Here is a 16,701-nt window from a genome sequence, read left to right on the forward strand (position 1 = left end):
TGATCGTCCCGGGCGGCAACCACGGGTGGAACCTCCGGGAGGGCAACCACGCCTTCGACCCCGCAAACCCCTACGAGTCGCCGGAAGAGGTGCCCCGGGTCGGCCGGCGGGGCGATCCCCTGGTCGGGGCGATCATCGAGTACCCGAACGCCAACCAGCCCGGGGGCATCGGGGAGGTCATTATCGGCGGATACGTCTACCGCGGCAGGGCACTCCCCGGACTCTTCGGGCGCTATATCTTCGGCGAATGGAACCGGGCGGGCGCCGACGGCGACGGGATCATCTTCGCCGCGACACCGCCGGAAAACCCCGGAGAGATGTGGGCGTTTGCGGAGGTCGAGGTGGTTGGGAGCCGAACCGTCGGGGCTTATATCCTCGCGTTCGGGCAGGACGCGGAGCGTGAACTCTACGTCCTGACCGCGGAGAACCGGGGGCCGGCCGGGAGGACGGGCCGCGTCTACCGGATCGTCCCCCCGCCGGAACCGACCCCGTCAACCTGGTCGGAGTGATCTTCCGAAACGCTCACGTCCGGGATTTCCATTACTTCGCGAGATCTCTCTGGAGATCCTGCATGGTCGCTCTAAAATCCCGCATCCGTGCGAAGTCCGGCGTGGTGAATACCAGGCGATACCAGTAGAGGTCACGCACCACGACGTCGCGGGTGTTCCAGGGGCGATTCACCGACCCTTTGAGGCTGCGGCCTCGGCCTGCGCAATCCGTTCGGCGAAGGCGTCGAGAGCAGTGCTCGTCTGCTTCCATGCGCGTCACTCTGTTCTCAATCGAACCATGCCCGGCACGTCAGGATGCGCCGGAGCACAAGGGGCGAAACCCCCTGAACTCCGTCGGTTTCCCGGCCGGTGCTCCCCGGTACGGTCGGCACCGGGCCGAACCACTCCGTCCTTTGCGTCACCTGGAACGGGATCGGTCCCCTAGGGTAGCACACCCGCGGTGTCGGAAACGTTCAGAGTGGTGACGTTTTAGTGTATGTTCGAAACTCTACGACCAAATTCCTCATACCGGCATCCAACGCCGCGATAGATTTCCAAATATTTAAGCCTGTATTTCAACAACAGACTCTCTGCAAAGGAGTATGTATTGTGACACAGCAGAGTATCCTGACCGGATTGATCATCGGCATTGTGGCCCTGGTCATCGTTGCAGCAGGGGTTATGGTTGTATTTACACCGGGAGAGACGGAACCGGCGCCCGGAACGACGGTTCCGATCTCGAAGACCCCCACGCTGGACGAGATGAAGGCCCTCGCGGCGGAGATTGCGGGCACGATCGACGGCGACGCTCTCGCCGCGCTCAAGCCGGGCGATGAGAATACATCGGCATATATCGCCATCCACGACCAGTTCAACGCCGCCCGGGCCGCAAACCCGAATATACTCTACATCTACACGATGCGGAAAGCCGGGAACGCCACCGAGTACGTCGTGGACGCGGACTACGGCAGTGGTAACGGAGTCCCGATAGGCTATGCCTACACCCCCACGGACGCGGATACCGCGTTTCTTGCCGGGTTTACCGAACCCTCCGCAGAACCGTATTATGTCGACGACTGGGGCGACACCGTCTACACCGCCACCTCCGGGTATGCCCCGATCAAGGACGCAAGCGGCGCCGTCGTCGGGCTGGTGGGTGTCGACGTGGGCAGCGTGATCACCGAAGAGACGCTCAAGGCCCTCGCCGCGGACGCTGCCGCCCGGATCGACGGCGACGCCCTCGCCGCGCTCAAGCCGGGCGATGAAGACACCCCCGGGCACATCGCCGTCCGCGACCAGCTCAGGGCCTTCAGGGCGGAAACCCCCGGGGTCCTCTACGTCTACACGATGCGGAAAGCCGGAAACGCCACCGAATACATCGTCGATGCCGACTACGGCAGCAGCATTGCGGCCGCGATAGGCGAGGTCTACGTACCTACGGAGGAGGACACCGCGTTCCTCGCCGGGTTTGTGGAGCCCTCCGCTGAACCTGGGATCTACACCGAAGAGTGGGGCAGCGAGATCGCCACTATTATCTCCGGGTATGCCCCCGTGAGGGATTCGACCGGCGCCATCGTCGGGATGGTGGGTGTCGACCTGGGGAGTGCGGAGACGATCGCGAAGACGCCGGCGGTGCCGAAAGTGCCCACGCTCGACGAGATGAAGGTCCTTGCGGCTGATATTGCGGCCCGAATCGACGGTGACGCTCTCGCCGCGCTCAAGCCCGGCGACGAGTCAACACCGGCGTTCACCGCCGTCCGTGACCGGCTCAACGCTTTCCGGGCATCCAACCCCGAGATCGTCTATGCCTACACGATGCGGAAAGCCGGGAATACCACCGAGTCCGTCGTGGATGCAGACTACGGCGAGAGGAGCGATGCATACGCGATTGGCGAGGATTACAGCCCTGATGACCAGGATACGGAGTTTCTCGCCGGGTTCGCGAGACCCTCCGCTGAAATAGAATCCTACATCTATGGGTATGCTCCGATCAGGGACGCGAGCGGCTCCGGCGTCGGGATGCTGGTGTGCATCGGGTCGGGAATCCCGATCGGACAGGAGAGAATGGAGGCCCTCGCTGTAGAGGTTGCAGGCACGATCGACGGCGACGCTCACGCCGCGCTCAAGCCGGGCGACGAGAAGACGCCGGCGTTCATCGCTATCCGCGACCGGCTCGCTGCCTTCCGGACGTCCAATCCCGAGATCGCCTACATCTACACGGTGCGGATGGTCGGGAACGACACCGAGTACGTCGTAGATGCAGACTACGGCAGCGATAACGGGGTCGCGATAGGCGGCGGGGATTACACGCCTACTGACCTGGATACCGTATACCTCGCCGGGCTCACGGAGCCTGCGGCCGAGATATACAGCCTCATCGTCGGGTATGCTCCCGTGAAGAATTCGGCCGGTGCCGGCGTGGGGCTCGTGTGTATCAACGCAGGCAACCCGATCACGCCGGAGAGAGCCTCCGCTCTCGCCGCGGACGCTGCAACCCGGATCGACGGCGGCGCTCTCGCGGCGCTCCGACCGGGGGACGAGAACGCACCGGCGTTCACCGCCATCCGCGACCAGCTCAGGGCCTTCAAGGCGGAAACCCCCGGGGTCGTCTACGTCTACACGATGCGCAAAGCCGGGGAGTCCGTCGAATACGTCGTCGATGCCGACTACGGCAGCGGCAACACGCCCGGGATAGGCGAGGTCTGCAACGACACGAGCACCGTGATGTTCGCCGGGTTCACGGAACCCTCCGCAGAGAGCAAATTCTACGTCGAGCAGTGGGGCAACGAGACCGCTACCGTCCTCTCCGGGTATGCCCCCGTCAGGGACTCGACCGGCGCCGTCGTCGGGCTGGTGGGTGTCGACCTGGGGATACTGCACTGATCTGTTTCCATTTTACGACGCAGCGGGGGCTCCTCCCCCCTCCGCCGCCCGCAGTCAGCAAGCCGCGGCATCCCGGAGGGCCCCTCTCACCCGCCGGTGGGGCGCCGGGCCTGCACGGGTACGGACAGGATGATCTGATATCCTCGCACGTCGATACCTGTATGCTGCACCGTGTGTGCACGGGCTGACGTGATCGAAACGACCTGGCAGGACATCGCTATAACCGTCATCACAATCCTCTTCGCGGTCATGCTCCTGCCGCAGCTCCGCGACGTGATCTCGCGCGGCGCCGTGCTGAACTTCTTCTCGGCGCTCTGCACGAGTCTCCTCAGCTACATCATGGCCCTCGTCTTCGCCACCCTCGAACTCTGGATGTCGATGGCCGGCCAGGCACTCGTCGCATCCACATGGATGCTGCTTGCATACTTCTCGCTCCGGAACGTGCGCGATCATATGTTCCCGGAAGAGACGCTTGCATTCGTCGTTCAGGACTTCTTTACGGTGTGGGTGCAGGGAGTGGCCTTCATCGTGGCAGGAAGCGTGAAGGGGATCTTCTCGCGGATCAAGCAGGATTGACTGTTGCCTCCTCGCACACCGGACCGGGCTTGCACCCTATGATGGCGAGCTTCTCGGCAGGGTCGGGTACATCAAATGAGGGATGCTCCCACCATGTCAGGCACCTGGAACCTGCCGCAACCTTCCGTGAGCGGTACCTCTACAGCAACGTCGGTTACTTCGTCGCCGGTGGGGGGGCGAACAGGGAGGTTGTAGTTTCCTCCCCCGGCAGGAGCGACCATCCGTAACTGTATCCGTTAGAATCGTCCTTTCCATTCCCAGAGTCTCGAATGGGTGTTGCCATCGGCGTCAACGGTATATTCGACCATGACAGCGGTCCCGTTGAGGCGGCTCCACTTCGGGGTGGACGAGCGGAACAGGATCATTCCGTGAAAACTGGTTTCAGGACTTCCCGGACCCCCTATGCCAATGCCGGATCCGGTGTACATGGCCATCTCGCCGTCTTTTGATGTGGTTACTCCGATACCCTCTGCATAGAAGATATCGGGAGAGCGCCACACACTCCAAGCGGTTGATACATCCTGGGATTCGATATCCAGCAATTTTCCGGTCGATTGGTCTGTCGTCTCGATCTTCGGGCCGGTCTCAAGAAGTTCGACGACTCTCGTGCCGATGATCTTCCCTCGCGACTCACCGATCAGTTCACCTGACATCTTCAACTCCTCCTGGTCTGCATCATGGTACACCCCGCACCTTGACAGGGGGTCAGGACCGTACCCGTTCCTGCCATGTGGGAGCACCGGCCCATCATACCCGTGATGAGATAAAAATGTACGAGATCGAGTCGTAGCGTGCAGCGACCCGGGGAGGGACTGAGGTTTTACGGCTTCAGGGCTGCGTAGAGCGTGCCGATGCCCTCGAGGGTCTTGTGGCCCTTCTCGGTGATGATATAGTCTCCCCGATCGTGCCGTTGCAGGATCATCCCGGCATCCTGGAGTTTCTTGAGGTGAAAGAGCAGGTTTCCCCCCCGGAGACCGGTCAGGTTCGAGAGAGCCGAGAACGTCTGCGTCTCGGCAGCGAGCGACTGCACGATCCGGAAGCGGTGCCGGTTTGCAAGCGGTTCAAGGATCTCCTCGACCACGATCTCGTCTGAGAGGTCTGCGACGGACGACGAAGCCTCCCGGCTGCTCCGGTAGATCCCGAGCGAGCGCATCAATTCGATCTGCTTCTCGAAGAGACGGTTCGTCTCGGAAAAGCAGGTGGAGCAGTTCTCGAGCTTCCCACCCTTGCGCATCGCTGCGAGCCGGTCGCGGTAGGACTGGATGACCTCTTCGCTCACCTCCCCGTCCCTGATATGCTCTGCAGAACTCTTGAGAAACTCATAGAATGCGGCATAACACCGCTCGCGCATCGGGCACTCCCGGATCATCCGCTCCTGGAGCCTCTGGTCGGCGTCGGAGAGGTGCTGCTCGACGAAGACCCCCCCATACTCCTTGCGGAGGCCGCCGAGGAGCGTATCGACATGCTGCTTGTTCGCCTGCTCGATGAATCGCCGGAGTTCATTCCTGAGGCCCGCAATCTCGGATTGGACCTCCCTGATATCCTGTTCGTAGTGTTCTGCCCTGTCAGCCATCGGATCTCCCTCATCTGTTTTATGGTCCGGTCGGGATCATACCTATTGCGGTTATAAGAGTGTAGCACGAGAACTATGTATAGTTTACTGACTGGAATCTATATTATTATGACTGTTCAATAGGATGATCGGTGAGATCCATGCCTGAATGGTGTTACACCGGAACGTCCGTATCGGACGAAAAGGTAGAGCAGGCGCTTACTGCAGTGAAGAGCGCCTGCTTCGGCTGTGCCGAGCACAGCAGCGACTGCCCGCTGGCGAAGGCCGCCGGGGATATCGCCCGGATGTTGGAGGAAAAACCATGACCGTTAAAGAAGAGATCCGTGCCCAGATTGTCGGCGCCCTCGCCGGCGCGAAGTTCCCGATCAAGACGCCTGAAGACCTCCTTGCCGCGTTCCCTGCGGGAGCCGCGACCAAATGCAAGGCAGGTGATGTGGAGATGACCGCCGGTGAAGCGGGAACCCTTCTGAAGCCGGAAGATTTCCCCTTCACAAGCGCGGGGCAGGTGGCCGATACCATCCTCTCCCGGGCGGGGATGTAACCTTTTGTGACTGCCGTCCCGAACCGGGGATTGGGTTCCTCAGGGATGAAGGTCGTCACCGGCCCCCGCTCGGGACCCCCCTCACCCCTTCCGCTTTCTCCCCACTGAGTCCATGATCGGTCCGGGCTTTCCGTCTACCGTCGTCTCCGACCGGATGCGGACGGTATCGGGGGATTCCCAGGTGGCCGTGACCGTCTCTTCGACCTTTCTTCCCCCCTCTCGGCCCCTCCAGTGGAGTTCCAGGGTGCCGGCATCCTTCCACCTGCCGGCGTGGTCGTGCACGGTCCCATCGGAACCCACCCCGATCATGTGGATCGTCTCCTCCCTGGGTTCATACCGCCAGTTATCCGTCTCCGTGTAGGGTTGCCCGTCGAGCGTGAACGCAAGATCGCTCTGGATGCCGTCCCCGCCGGCCGCCTCCCGTACCGTGGCCGTGCCCTGGCCCTTCATGGCGCTGCCGTCGGGCATAGAGAGGTTCACCTCGATATCCCATTCCCCCAGGAACCGGGCCCCGAGCCGGTCCATCTCCGTCAGTTGTTCCATGCCATACTCCCCCGGCAGGCTCCTGACAGGCACCGCGATCCCAAATACGTTTCCGTTCACCGCTTCACCACGCCCTTGAGAGGTCGATGGGGGCGGGAATACAGCATCCGGGAGTATAACTCCGGGGTCTACACCTACCGGAAGCGCGTCTCCTCCCACTACCACATCCTCTCCTACGAGAGGCCCGGTGCCGAGCAGGATCCACGGGATGAGGTGCCAGGCCGCCCCGGGAGGGTGGCTGCTGCCGGTTAATCGTGCCGGCGCCGCAACCTGCGAAACCGCCGGAGAAGAGTGTGGTTCAAGAGATCCCGGTCCCGTATTCCGGCTCGATGCCCGAATTTCGGGCGGAACCCGATCGGATAACCTTATGGTATCTTGCTCCGATCAGGCATAGTGTGGTGACAGACCATGCCGAAATGCTACAGTTGCGGTGCAGAGATAAACCCGAAGAAGACGCGATGCCCGAAATGCGGGGCGAAAGTTGAAGCAGGGAGCGGAGATCAGCCGAAAGCCGGAGTTACCGGGGGGCGACGGTAAAGATCCCGAATACCCCCTCCCCGGACTTCTCTTATCCTTCCTGCTCCTCTTTTACAGCCGCCCGGTAGCGCGATGACGTGCGCCGCCAGTAGTAGATCTCGTAGACGAAGAGCGCGAGCAGCACCGCGCAGGCGCCGAAGAAGAACCCCATCACCAGGTCATGGACCGGCGGCGCCCCCCCGGCGGCATCGAGGACAGGGCTCTTGAGCGTCGTGACCTCTTCGCCGACCCCCCCGGCGGTCCTCGATGCAGGCAGCATCTCGGGGGCCGGCAGGAGCAGCGGAAGAAACGTCGCAAGGCTGAGGCTTGCGAAAACGACGATCGCAAAGAGCGTCGTGTACTTCTTCAGCACCGACCGGAGGTCGCTTACCGGCGGTGCGATGATGAGCACCTGGTTCGCAAGGCCGTAGACCTTCACCTCGCGCCCTTTCTCGCTCCAGCGGGTCTCCATAACCTCAAGAAGCCCGGCGTCGAGGAGGTTCTCGATGTGGTAGGAGGCGGTGGTGATCGGGATCGCCATCCGCCGGGCAACCTCGGACGACGTCAGCGGCCCGCTGCCGAAGGCCTGGATGACCGCGTTCGCCGTCTGGCTCGCCATTGCCCGGGCGATCTTCTGTGCCCGCTCATCGCCCGGCTGGATAACTACCACATCGTCAGCCATGGAGTGCTACAAGGATCTCGTTACGTCCGTGCTCGAGCGCCTCATCGAGCCGGGAGGCGTCCGTTCCGGCGCCCTGCGCAAGCGCCGGCTTGCCACCGCCCTTCCCGCCGAGGATGCCGCAGACCGTTCTCACGATCTCGACGGCGTTCACCGCAGGCGTGCCGGAGGCCGCTACCACCCTCATGTTCCCGTCTCCCGAGACGAAGAGGGCCACGCCGCCTTCCTCCGAGACGCCGTTCGCAAGAGCGACGAGTTCTTTCTGGGCCGCATCCACCTGCCTGACGACGACCCTGACCCCGTCGACCAGCTCGCCCTCGAGGTGCTGCATCTGGAGATCGACCACGCTCTTCTGGAGCCGCTCGATCTCCTTCTTCTGCTCCTTCCATTCCGAGAAGAAGCGGGCTACCGCCGCCGGCAGGTTCTCGGGCTGGACGCTCAGCACATCGGCGGATGCCTGGAGGAGATCCGCCATATGCTGCACGGCATGCACCCCGGCGGTGCCGGCCGCAAAGACCAGCCGCTCAACGCCGTCCTGGATGTGCTCGATGCCGATGATCCGGATGAAGCCGATCTCACCGGTCGTTCGGACGTGCGTGCCTGCACAGGCCTGCACGTCGCTCCCCACCTGGACCGTCCTGATATCCCGGCCCGGCGGGACACCGCCCTGGTAGAGGTCGAACCCGTACTTCTGCTCGGCCTTCGTCCGCTCCTCGATATGGATGTAGACCGGCGTATCGGCCATGATCAGGCGGTTCGCCTCGATCTCGATCCGCTTGAGTTCGTCGGGCGTGATATGTTTGTAGTGCCGGAGATCCAGGCGCGATGTCTCGCTCCCCTTCTGGGCGCCCGCCTGGTGCACGTGGACCCCGAGCACCTTCTTTGCGGCGTGCAGGAGGACGTGGGTCGCCGTGTGGTGGCGCATCAGCGACCGCCGGCGTTCCTCGTCCACCATCCCCTTCACCCGCTCGCCGCGCTTCAGGGGGCCTCCCGTGACCCGGTGGAGGATCACCTCTCCGACTTTCGTCGCCTCCTCCACCCGGACCATCCTCTCGGACGCCACCAGAGTGCCGGTGTCGGACGGCTGGCCGCCGCCCTCCGGGTAGAAGAGCGTCTGGTCCAGCACAACCATGCCGTCGAAGTAGTCGAGGACCACCGCCTCGAACTCGACCTCACACGGCAGTTCGTAGAAGAGCTTCTTCGTCGGAGGGAGCGTCTTCGCCCGCTCACGGTATGGGGCAAGCAGGTCCTCTCCTTCCGCCGCCTTCTGCGCCTCCGAGTGGATGTCGGCGATCAGCGAGTAGAAGTTGTCGGGGATCTCCACGACCGCCCCTTCCGCGGCAGCGACGTCCTTTATCATCTCGGGCGGGATGCCGTGCGAGTCGTAGAGGGTGATCACCTCCGCGAGAGGGACGCGGGTGCTCTGCGCCTTGTAGTTCCGGGCAAGTTTCTGGACGATCCGGGTCCCGCGTTCGAGGGTCGCGGCGTACCGCTCCTCCTCGCTCTCCACGATCTCCCTGACCACGTCGACGCTCTGCCCGAATTTCTCGGTCCCGACGACCTGCATCTGCGCCTCGATCAGGTCGGCCAGGTCCTCGTCCATCGAGAGGTCGTTCATCATCCGGAGCGTCCTGCGAAGGACCAGCCGGGCGAGATACCCCTCGCGGACGTTTGAGGGGACGATGCAGTCGCCGAGCATATAAGCGAGGCAGCGGGTGTGGTCGGCGATGGAGTAGACCTTCTCGATCGGGACGACGATCCGTTCGAGCCGCTCGACCGGGACGTCGATCGCCTCGGCGACCTTCCGCCGCAAATTGTAGAGGTTCGTCCCGGATATGTCCATCACCCCGGCGAACCGGGCGCTGAGCCCCATGATCTTCGTGAACTCCGGGCTGTCCAGGAGATGCTCGAGGTGAGACGAGCGTGTCAGGCGGCTCACCATCTCCGGGAAGACCGCATCGTAGATCGTCGGCGAACCCTGCGAGGCCCAGACGAACCGCTCAAGCCCGTAGCCGGTATCCACGATCTTCAGCCGCATCGGGTAGTAGGTCTCGCCGTTCACATCGACGGGAGGCTGATCGGTCTTCTGCTTCCCGAGGTTCATGAAGACCAGCGTCGCGACCTCAAGGCCGCCGATCAGCACCTCGACAGAGGCCCCGGCGTTCCCGCCGCCGTACCAGGGGTGCTCTTTATAACTGACCTGGTTGAGGTCGCCGCCGATTGACGCGATGAACTCGTCGCAGTAGGCGAGCGTCTCCTCCTTCCAGTAGATCTGCTCTTCGGGGGTGTTGAAGGCGTGGTGGGCCATCATCTCAAAGAGCGTCAGGTGGCGTCCGGATCTCCCTACCGAGTCGAGGTCGTTCAAGCGGATGCAGGGCTGGGAGATGGTCAGCGGGTTTGCCGGCGGGGGGACGACGCCGCTCGTGACGAACGGCTGGAAGTCGGCGATGGAAGCTATCGTGAGGTAGATATCGTCTCTCCACCGGGCGGCTACGGGGTAGCGTTCAAGGCGTGTGTGGCCGTGCCGCTCAAAGAAGGAGAGGAACGCCTCTCGCATCTCATCAACGGTATGGGGTTTGAAGACCGGGTTGCCGATGAAGTTATACGTCACACACGGAGCGTCGCCGCAGAGTTCCTGTTCAGGGTCCCGGGTCCAGAAAGCAGCACCGCAACTCTTGCAGATCTTCCGCACAAATCCCTGAGATCGGAAATAATCGAGCGTATATTCTTCTTCGAGCATTGAAAATCACGCAGTATGATCAACGTATGACTGGAACCGATATAGTTGTTTGTGCTATACCGTTAACGTTTCCATACGTCCTGATACCAGAGGTCATAGGATTCATAGAATCCCGTTCGCTCGGCGATGCGTACCGCAAGAATGTGCCAGCATTCGCATCCCCGGAAGAGAAAGTCGTTGCAGGTGCAGAAATCTTCCTCCACGATGTACTCGTCGCTGTGGCCCACCACGACGAAGAAGTCCAGGTAGCGCTTCACCCGCCTCTCATCGACGGCTTTGAGCGCCTTCCTCCCTCGCTCCCCGTAGACCTGCTCGATGCAGGCGCGAAATTTCGGCGTCAGCGCCTCATCCTGCTCCACTTTCTGCCAGATGCCGCTCATGGAACTACCACTACGAGTGGGGGGTCGGGGATATAATGCCACCCCATGCGAGAGGAGAGCGCCTCCATCGCCGGGGCCTCGAGGGCGTAGTGGGTGGCCTCGAGGCAGGGGATGGGCGACGCACGGGCGACGTTGTGCTTCAGTTCCGCCGAGAGGAAGGCCTCCGCACCGAGGGCGACGGCCTCCTCGATCAGGTCCGGGTCAAACCCGCTCCCCCCCACGAGCGCCAGGCGCCGGATCGTCTCGATCTCACCGTAGACCCGTATCCCTCCGCCCGGGAGGCGGCGGGCGATCTCGGTCGCGTCGAGGGAGCAATCGCCGACGAGGCCGGCGGTCATCCGTTCGCACCGGAGGAGGCCGAGTTTCGCCGCCAGGACGTCGTTGACGCCGCCTTCGGCATGGTCGAAGTTCGTGTGCATGACGTAGAGGTTCATCTCGGCGGAGAGGACGGCCCGGAGCAGGTGGGAGATCGGGCCCCGGACCGCCGTGATCGGGTTCCAGATGGGGGGGTGGTGGACGACCAGCATATCCGCTCCGGCACGGACTGCAGCCTCCACCACCCTCTGCGTGGCGTCGAGCGCACAACAGACGGTCTCGATCTCGTCCTTTCCCTCGACGACGAGACCAATCTTGCCGGCGTCATACTCCTCGGCGAGTGTGGGTGGAGCGACCTGCTCCATTGCGGTGATGAACCCCTGGATATCCATGCAGTACTCATTGTCGTGCGGGGTAAAAGAGTCAACGAAGGTGCTCCGGAGGCCGGGAGAGAGTCCTTATCCCCGATCTCCATGCTTCGTTCCTGGCCCCGGGGTTTCCCCGCCCCCCTGCCGGGTTTGAGGATTCTCCACGGAAGAATCACTCATATCACTCAAAAACCCTGGATTTCTGAATTATATAATGGAAAGGGATAAATCCCGAAAAAAAGATATTCCAGATTGTTTTATCGGAGACAGAACATGCTGAGGAAATTAATCATCGGAATCGCGCTCCTCGTTCTCTGCGCCGGCATCCCGGCCGTCACTGCAATTGGAGGAGATGAAGGGTGGTACCGCGTTCACTGCAACGTCGACGGGGCCTCCGTTTACTTTGACGGGCAGTACCAGGGTGCCACGTCCGGGGGATCCCTCTATGTGCCGGTCTACAGCACCGGGACGCCCTACAGCACCATCCGGGTTGAGAGGAACGGCTACAAGGCCTACTCCGGCAGCCTGCCCTCGGGACCCGCGGCGGGCGAGACCAGAGACGTCTACGCGACGCTGCAGCCGGTCGAGACCTACGGTTCGATCTATGTCACGTCGAACCCCTCGAATGCGGCGATCTACCTGAACGGGAACTATCGTGGTGTGGCCCCGCTCACGATCACGGACCTCACCCCCGGCACCTACTCGCTCACTGCCGATCGGTCCGGCTACCAGTCCGACTATACCACCGTGACGGTCCGGGCGGGGCAGCAGTCGAACGTGCAGTTCACCCTGACGCCCTTCGAGCAGTACGGGTCGATCAAGGTCACCTCGAGCCCCTCCGGCGCGTACATCTACATGGACGGGGTCTACAAGGGCAGGACGCCCCTGACGCTCTCCAGCGTCTCGGCAAAGAACCACAACATCGAACTCGATCTTGCCGGCTACTATGACTGGAGATCGACCGTATCCGTCTCCTCCGGCGTGACCCGGTACGTCGACGCCCGGCTCACGCCCGTCTCCTCGACGACCACCGGGGCCATCGACGTGGTCTCCTACCCGGCAGGTGCGAACGTCTACCTCGACGGCGCCCTGAAGGGGCTGACCCCCTCGGCGGGAGTCTACACGATCTCGAACGTTGCGGTCGGCTCTCACACCATCAGGGTCGCTATGGACGGTTACCTGGACTACACGACCTCGGTCGAGGTCTCCGGGGCGACCACGAGCCACGTGACCGCGACCCTCCGGCCCGGCCAGGGGAGCACGACGGGCTTCATCGCGGTCACCTCCTCACCCGCAGGCGCTGATGTCTACATCGACAACGCCTACAAGGGCATCACCCCGCTGAACGTCGACGGCGTTGCCGCCGGCACCCATGCGGTCAGGGTGGCGCTCGCCGGCTACAGCGACTGGTCGACCAGCGTCCAGGTAGCCGCCGGAAGCACTGCCTCTGCCTCCGCCGTGCTCGCGGCAGCGCCGACCCAGGCACCCGCGGCGGGCATGGCGCCCTTTGCCGTGATGGGGGCGCTCGCCGCCCTCGGGCTCTTCGTGGGCCTGCGCAAGCGGGACTGAACCAAAAAAACCATCTTTTTTCGACCCGGCCACTCCGTTTCGGCAGCCCCTCCCTCCGGGCTGGATATTACTAAAAGTAATAATCAACACCTATAAATATTCCAAAATGAATATACGTTCATGGAAAAGTCCCTTGACCTCATCAATGCCCGGATACGCGACGGTAGTGCACGAGTTGTCACCGCCGACGAGATGCCGGGGATTGTCGACGAGTTAGGAGAGGAAGGGGCACTGGCGGAGGTCGACGTCGTCACGACCGGGACGTTCGGGGCAATGTGCTCCTCCGGTGCCTTCTTCAACTTCGGGCACGCCGACCCCCCCATACGGATGGAGCGCGTCTGGCTCAACGACGTGGAGGCCTACGGCGGCATCGCCGCGGTCGACGCCTACCTGGGCGCAACCCAGGAGGCCGAGTCCAGGGAGCAGGTCTACGGCGGCGCCCACGTCCTCGAGGAACTCGTCGCCGGCGGCACCGTCGAGCTGCGGGCAACCTCTCACGGAACCGACTGCTACCCGCGCCGGAGCATCACCACGGACCTGCTGCTCGAGGACATGAACCAGGCGATCATGGTCAACCCGAGGAACGCCTACCAGCGCTACAACGCGGCGACGAACGCCACTGATCGGACGCTCCAGACCTACATGGGCACCCTCCTCCCGCGGTGCGGCAACGTCTCCTACTCCGGCGCAGGAACCCTCTCACCGCTCGTAAACGACCCCGACTTCCGGGTCATCGGGAGCGGCGTCCCGATCTTCCTTGCCGGCGGGGAGGGCATGATCGTCGGCGAGGGGACCCAGCACTCCGCCGGAGGCGGATTCGGGACCCTGATGGTGACCGGGGACATGAAGCAGATGAAGCAGGAGTTCCTGCGTGCGGCGGTGATGAACGGCTACGGCGTGACGCTGTATCTCGGCGTCGGCGTGCCCATACCGGTGCTCGATACCGGCATCGTCCGGAGCACCGCGGTGCGGGACGAGGATATCCTGACCGATATCATCGATTACGGCACTCCGCGGCGTGACCGGCCGTCGCTTGCGAAGGTCAGTTATGCCGACTTAAAGAGCGGGTCTGTCGAGATCGGCGGTGAGACCGTCAGGACGTCGTCGCTCTCCAGTTACCGGCGGGCAAAGGCGGTTGCGCAGGAGTTGAAGACCTGGATCGAGGCGGGGAAGATGGAACTTGCCCTTCCCACCCGGAAGATCGATCCGGCAAAACGCGCAAAACCCATGCGGGAGACGGCCGTCGCCCCCCGCGTCCGCGAGATCATGAACCGGCAGGTGATCAGCATCACCGAGGACGAGGAGATCCGGGTGGCGGCAAAGCGGCTTCTCCGGGGCGAGACGAACCACCTCCCGGTCCTCGACGGAGACGGCATCCTGGTCGGGATCATCACCACCTACGACGTCTCGAAGGCGGTGGTGAACGACGGTAAACTGCGGCAGGTCAAGGACATCATGACCCGGAAGGTGATCAAGACGACCCCCGACGAACCGGTGGACATAGCCGCGCAGAAACTGGAGCGCAACAACATCAGCGCGCTCCCGGTGGTGGACGCCGCGAACCGGGTGGTCGGGATCCTCTCGGCGATCGATCTCGGGAAACTCTTCGGCGGGAGGCGGCGGCGATGAAACTCCTGCTCTCCTTCTCCCGGAAAGGGCAGCACGACCCGGGACGGGAGCCGGTGATCGCCCGGGTGGTGAAGGAGACCGGCGTCCTCATCAACGTGGAGAAGGCGAACATCGACTCGATGGCAGGTGAGGTGCTGATCGACGTTCCGGACAGGGACGCGGACCTCGTCCGGCGGCGTCTTGAGGAGATGGGGGTCGTGGTCGGCGTGATGGAGGACGCCGTCGCTCTTGACGAGGCGGAGTGCGTCGACTGCGGGGCCTGCATCAGCATCTGCCCGCAGGGGGTCTTCTCGTTCGATGATGAGTGGCGCCTCCGGGTGAGCGCCGAACGGTGCGTCCTCTGCGGCAAGTGCATCCGGGCATGCCCGCACGGCGCTCTCTCGCAGCAGGGATGATCCGGGAGCACTTCGAGTACCGGCAGACGATCGCGACCATCCTTGCCGGGACCCCTGACGAGGTCGCGGCGGCAAAGTCCGGGATGCTGGCCGCCCGGCAGGAGGTCGAGCGGCAGATCGCCCTCGACCCCTATTTTTCAGCCACCTTTGAGCCGTATACACCGGCGTCCCCGGGACGGACCGTCGGGCGGATGGCCCGGGCCGCAACAGGGGCCGGGGTGGGGCCGATGGCGGCGGTGGCGGGCGCGATAGCCTGGGCCGGGGTAGAGGCGATGGTCGCGGCCGGGGCAGCGTTCGGCCTCGTCGACAACGGGGGGGATATCGCTCTCGTGAGCGACCGCGAGGTGAAGATAGGCGTCTATGCGGGCACATCACCCTTGAGCGGGCATATCGCGTTCCTGCTCCCACCCCAGAGCGAGATCCTCGGGATCTGCACCTCATCGGCGACGGTGGGTCCGTCGATCAGTCTCGGCATCGCCGACGCCGTGACGGTCTTCTCCCCCGACGTCGCCGTCGCGGATGCCTGGGCGACGGCGATCTGCAACCGGATTCGACAGGACGACACCTCCGTCCTCGACGCCCTCCCCGGGACCGGGGTTACGGGCGTCCTCGCCATCATCGGGGACGCGGTCATCCGCTGGGGGGACCTTCCGGCGGTCGTGCGGGCGAAGGTGGACGAGCGGCTGATCACCGCCGGTCTAAAGTGACTCGTCCAGGTACCTGACCATAGCCGCGTATGCCCCCGGCCCCCGGTACCGGGCGAGCGTCGTCTCGCCGTCGGTGAGGAGAAGGAGAGGCTCCCCGTCGTCGAGCGAGAAGATCAGGTCGTAGATATCGACCTCGTCGACGGCGATCCCCCGGGCGAGATCCGATGCCGCATGGAGTTGCAGCCGCTCCATCACGAGGTCATCAGGCGTCTCCCGGAAGAAGTAGTAGAAGACCTGGTAGGCGTTGAGGAAGTCGGAGGAGATCAGCGCTCCCCGGGTCTCTTCATCAAGCGTGTCCAGCCTCTCCGCAAGAAGTTCGTCGTCATCGCCGCTTGCCTCGAAGAGGGCGTCGGCAAGGTCCGCCAGTTCTGTGTAACCACCCATCGCTTGGTTCCCCACGTTTTTGTCTATCGCCCTGCGCCTTCTTGAGATCCGCCCGGATAGCGGCGGGCGGAGCCGGAGCGGTGCAGGCGGCACATGAATAACTATATCGGTCTACCCGGAAAAAAGAATAGGGTGCGTGAGGAAGATCTGGATTGGGCCATATATCATCAGATTCCTGCAACCGACAGCATAACGGTCGAAGACCTGGCAACGGCCACCGGTCTTGAAGAGGGTGTTATCACGGGATCGCTTGAGCGGCTCGAGCACGCTCTTCTGGTCCGGCGATCCGGGGAGATGGTGCGCCTCCTCTCTATCCAGGAGTCGTTGATCGAGTGCCAGTGCCGGCATACCACGGAGGAACTTCCGTTCGTCATCGAGAACGGCGTTATCAGGGCGAAGAAGAGGGACGAGTGAG

General features: G+C 63.1%; 20 protein-coding genes and 1 pseudogene. 12 read left to right on the top strand and 9 right to left on the bottom strand.

Annotated features, from left to right (window positions below):
• Positions 1 to 509 (top strand): annotated as a pseudogene (locus V6K60_RS04285) (PQQ-dependent sugar dehydrogenase); the annotation flags it as partial.
• 31 nt (positions 510 to 540) lie between these two features.
• Here V6K60_RS04285 and V6K60_RS04290 read toward each other — a convergent pair.
• Entirely contained in the window at positions 541 to 681 is a 141-nt protein-coding gene (locus V6K60_RS04290) for a hypothetical protein (protein ID WP_332449279.1), read from the bottom strand.
• Positions 682 to 1,097: 416 nt separating this feature from the next.
• Here V6K60_RS04290 and V6K60_RS04295 point away from each other — a divergent pair, with 416 nt between their 5' ends.
• The 3 genes from V6K60_RS04295 (at position 1,098) to V6K60_RS04305 (ending at position 4,174) form a co-directional block, all read left to right on the top strand.
• Positions 1,098 to 3,371 (top strand): hypothetical protein, encoded by a 2,274-nt coding sequence (locus tag V6K60_RS04295; RefSeq protein ID WP_332449280.1) that lies wholly within the window; start codon positions 1,098 to 1,100, stop codon positions 3,369 to 3,371.
• 189 nt (positions 3,372 to 3,560) lie between these two features.
• Positions 3,561 to 3,947 (top strand): hypothetical protein, encoded by a 387-nt coding sequence (locus tag V6K60_RS04300; RefSeq protein WP_332449281.1) that lies wholly within the window; start codon positions 3,561 to 3,563, stop codon positions 3,945 to 3,947.
• Positions 3,948 to 3,985: 38 nt separating this feature from the next.
• Positions 3,986 to 4,174 (top strand): hypothetical protein, encoded by a 189-nt coding sequence (locus V6K60_RS04305; protein WP_332449282.1) that lies wholly within the window; start codon positions 3,986 to 3,988, stop codon positions 4,172 to 4,174.
• A 9-nt stretch (positions 4,175 to 4,183) separates the two neighbouring features.
• Here the strand turns inward: V6K60_RS04305 and V6K60_RS04310 are convergent, their stop codons facing one another.
• Together V6K60_RS04310 and V6K60_RS04315 are read right to left on the bottom strand one after the other, a co-directional pair.
• Positions 4,184 to 4,687, bottom strand: a complete 504-nt coding sequence (locus tag V6K60_RS04310) for a hypothetical protein (RefSeq protein ID WP_332449283.1) — start codon at positions 4,685 to 4,687, stop codon at positions 4,184 to 4,186.
• An 80-nt stretch (positions 4,688 to 4,767) separates the two neighbouring features.
• A complete protein-coding gene (locus V6K60_RS04315; protein ID WP_332449284.1) occupies positions 4,768 to 5,520 on the bottom strand; it encodes a winged helix-turn-helix domain-containing protein in 753 nt (250 codons plus the stop codon).
• Positions 5,521 to 5,660: 140 nt separating this feature from the next.
• On the opposite strand from V6K60_RS04315, the gene V6K60_RS04320 reads away from it, so the two are divergent.
• Together V6K60_RS04320 and V6K60_RS04325 are read left to right on the top strand one after the other, a co-directional pair.
• On the top strand, positions 5,661 to 5,825 hold the full coding sequence (locus V6K60_RS04320) for a hypothetical protein (protein ID WP_332449285.1): 165 nt from the start codon (positions 5,661 to 5,663) through the stop codon (positions 5,823 to 5,825).
• Positions 5,822 to 6,061 carry an MTH865 family protein gene (locus V6K60_RS04325; protein WP_332449286.1) on the top strand — a complete coding sequence of 80 codons (240 nt, stop codon included), beginning with the start codon at positions 5,822 to 5,824 and terminating at the stop codon, positions 6,059 to 6,061. The genes V6K60_RS04320 and V6K60_RS04325 overlap by 4 nt, the downstream gene beginning before the upstream one ends.
• Positions 6,062 to 6,142: 81 nt before the next feature.
• Here V6K60_RS04325 and V6K60_RS04330 read toward each other — a convergent pair whose 3' ends face one another.
• Complete coding sequence (locus V6K60_RS04330) at positions 6,143 to 6,604, bottom strand: hypothetical protein (RefSeq protein WP_332449287.1); 462 nt, start codon at positions 6,602 to 6,604, stop codon at positions 6,143 to 6,145.
• 75 nt (positions 6,605 to 6,679) lie between these two features.
• Between V6K60_RS04330 and V6K60_RS04335 the strand changes: the two genes are divergently transcribed.
• Complete coding sequence (locus V6K60_RS04335) at positions 6,680 to 6,856, top strand: hypothetical protein (protein WP_332449288.1); 177 nt, start codon at positions 6,680 to 6,682, stop codon at positions 6,854 to 6,856.
• Positions 6,857 to 7,172: 316 nt separating this feature from the next.
• Here the strand turns inward: V6K60_RS04335 and V6K60_RS04340 are convergent, their stop codons facing one another.
• The 4 genes from V6K60_RS04340 to V6K60_RS04355 form a co-directional block, all read right to left on the bottom strand.
• Complete coding sequence (locus tag V6K60_RS04340; protein WP_332449289.1) at positions 7,173 to 7,802, bottom strand: ArsR/SmtB family transcription factor; 630 nt, start codon at positions 7,800 to 7,802, stop codon at positions 7,173 to 7,175.
• Positions 7,795 to 10,539 (bottom strand): alanine--tRNA ligase, encoded by a 2,745-nt coding sequence (gene alaS / locus V6K60_RS04345; RefSeq protein WP_332449290.1) that lies wholly within the window; start codon positions 10,537 to 10,539, stop codon positions 7,795 to 7,797. Before alaS ends, V6K60_RS04340 begins: the two co-directional genes overlap by 8 nt.
• 62 nt (positions 10,540 to 10,601) lie before the next feature.
• Positions 10,602 to 10,919 carry an SWIM zinc finger family protein gene (locus tag V6K60_RS04350; RefSeq protein WP_332449291.1) on the bottom strand — a complete coding sequence of 106 codons (318 nt, stop codon included), beginning with the start codon at positions 10,917 to 10,919 and terminating at the stop codon, positions 10,602 to 10,604.
• Positions 10,916 to 11,626 (bottom strand): Nif3-like dinuclear metal center hexameric protein, encoded by a 711-nt coding sequence (locus V6K60_RS04355; protein ID WP_332449292.1) that lies wholly within the window; start codon positions 11,624 to 11,626, stop codon positions 10,916 to 10,918. The genes V6K60_RS04350 and V6K60_RS04355 overlap by 4 nt, the downstream gene beginning before the upstream one ends.
• A 249-nt stretch (positions 11,627 to 11,875) precedes the next feature.
• Here V6K60_RS04355 and V6K60_RS04360 point away from each other — a divergent pair, with 249 nt between their 5' ends.
• The 4 genes from V6K60_RS04360 to V6K60_RS04375 all read left to right on the top strand — a co-directional run bounded on the left by V6K60_RS04360 (position 11,876) and on the right by V6K60_RS04375 (position 15,902).
• Complete coding sequence (locus V6K60_RS04360) at positions 11,876 to 13,171, top strand: PEGA domain-containing protein (protein WP_332449293.1); 1,296 nt, start codon at positions 11,876 to 11,878, stop codon at positions 13,169 to 13,171.
• Positions 13,172 to 13,291: 120 nt separating this feature from the next.
• Complete coding sequence (locus V6K60_RS04365; protein WP_332449294.1) at positions 13,292 to 14,800, top strand: homocysteine biosynthesis protein; 1,509 nt, start codon at positions 13,292 to 13,294, stop codon at positions 14,798 to 14,800.
• Complete coding sequence (locus V6K60_RS04370) at positions 14,797 to 15,195, top strand: 4Fe-4S binding protein (protein ID WP_332449295.1); 399 nt, start codon at positions 14,797 to 14,799, stop codon at positions 15,193 to 15,195. Before V6K60_RS04365 ends, V6K60_RS04370 begins: the two co-directional genes overlap by 4 nt.
• Positions 15,192 to 15,902, top strand: coding sequence for a UPF0280 family protein (locus V6K60_RS04375; RefSeq protein WP_332449333.1), 711 nt, complete (start codon positions 15,192 to 15,194; stop codon positions 15,900 to 15,902). The genes V6K60_RS04370 and V6K60_RS04375 overlap by 4 nt, the downstream gene beginning before the upstream one ends.
• Here V6K60_RS04375 and V6K60_RS04380 read toward each other — a convergent pair.
• Positions 15,894 to 16,286: a hypothetical protein gene (locus tag V6K60_RS04380; protein ID WP_332449296.1), complete on the bottom strand. Its 393-nt coding sequence runs from the start codon at positions 16,284 to 16,286 to the stop codon at positions 15,894 to 15,896. The genes V6K60_RS04375 and V6K60_RS04380 overlap by 9 nt on opposite strands.
• Positions 16,287 to 16,418: 132 nt before the next feature.
• On the opposite strand from V6K60_RS04380, the gene V6K60_RS04385 reads away from it, so the two are divergent.
• Complete coding sequence (locus V6K60_RS04385; RefSeq protein ID WP_332449297.1) at positions 16,419 to 16,700, top strand: MarR family transcriptional regulator; 282 nt, start codon at positions 16,419 to 16,421, stop codon at positions 16,698 to 16,700.
• The last annotated feature ends 1 nt before the right edge of the window (position 16,701 follow it).

The sequence above is a fragment of the Methanoculleus sp. genome, assembly GCF_036677455.1.
Lineage (GTDB): Archaea > Halobacteriota > Methanomicrobia > Methanomicrobiales > Methanoculleaceae > Methanoculleus.

Bases quoted from the DNA above. Each gene is read 5' to 3' on its own strand.
- V6K60_RS04305 (WP_332449282.1), top strand. From the start codon at position 3,986: ATGATGGCGAGCTTCTCGGCAGGGTCGGGTACATCAAATGAGGGATGC.
- V6K60_RS04315 (WP_332449284.1), bottom strand. From the start codon at position 5,520: ATGGCTGACAGGGCAGAACACTACGAACAGGATATCAGGGAGGTCCAA.
- V6K60_RS04320 (WP_332449285.1), top strand. From the start codon at position 5,661: ATGCCTGAATGGTGTTACACCGGAACGTCCGTATCGGACGAAAAGGTA.
- V6K60_RS04325 (WP_332449286.1), top strand. From the start codon at position 5,822: ATGACCGTTAAAGAAGAGATCCGTGCCCAGATTGTCGGCGCCCTCGCC.
- V6K60_RS04330 (WP_332449287.1), bottom strand. From the start codon at position 6,604: ATGGAACAACTGACGGAGATGGACCGGCTCGGGGCCCGGTTCCTGGGG.
- V6K60_RS04340 (WP_332449289.1), bottom strand. From the start codon at position 7,802: ATGGCTGACGATGTGGTAGTTATCCAGCCGGGCGATGAGCGGGCACAG.
- alaS (WP_332449290.1), bottom strand. From the start codon at position 10,539: ATGCTCGAAGAAGAATATACGCTCGATTATTTCCGATCTCAGGGATTT.
- V6K60_RS04350 (WP_332449291.1), bottom strand. From the start codon at position 10,919: ATGAGCGGCATCTGGCAGAAAGTGGAGCAGGATGAGGCGCTGACGCCG.
- V6K60_RS04355 (WP_332449292.1), bottom strand. From the start codon at position 11,626: ATGGATATCCAGGGGTTCATCACCGCAATGGAGCAGGTCGCTCCACCC.
- V6K60_RS04360 (WP_332449293.1), top strand. From the start codon at position 11,876: ATGCTGAGGAAATTAATCATCGGAATCGCGCTCCTCGTTCTCTGCGCC.
- V6K60_RS04365 (WP_332449294.1), top strand. From the start codon at position 13,292: ATGGAAAAGTCCCTTGACCTCATCAATGCCCGGATACGCGACGGTAGT.
- V6K60_RS04370 (WP_332449295.1), top strand. From the start codon at position 14,797: ATGAAACTCCTGCTCTCCTTCTCCCGGAAAGGGCAGCACGACCCGGGA.
- V6K60_RS04375 (WP_332449333.1), top strand. From the start codon at position 15,192: ATGATCCGGGAGCACTTCGAGTACCGGCAGACGATCGCGACCATCCTT.
- V6K60_RS04380 (WP_332449296.1), bottom strand. From the start codon at position 16,286: ATGGGTGGTTACACAGAACTGGCGGACCTTGCCGACGCCCTCTTCGAG.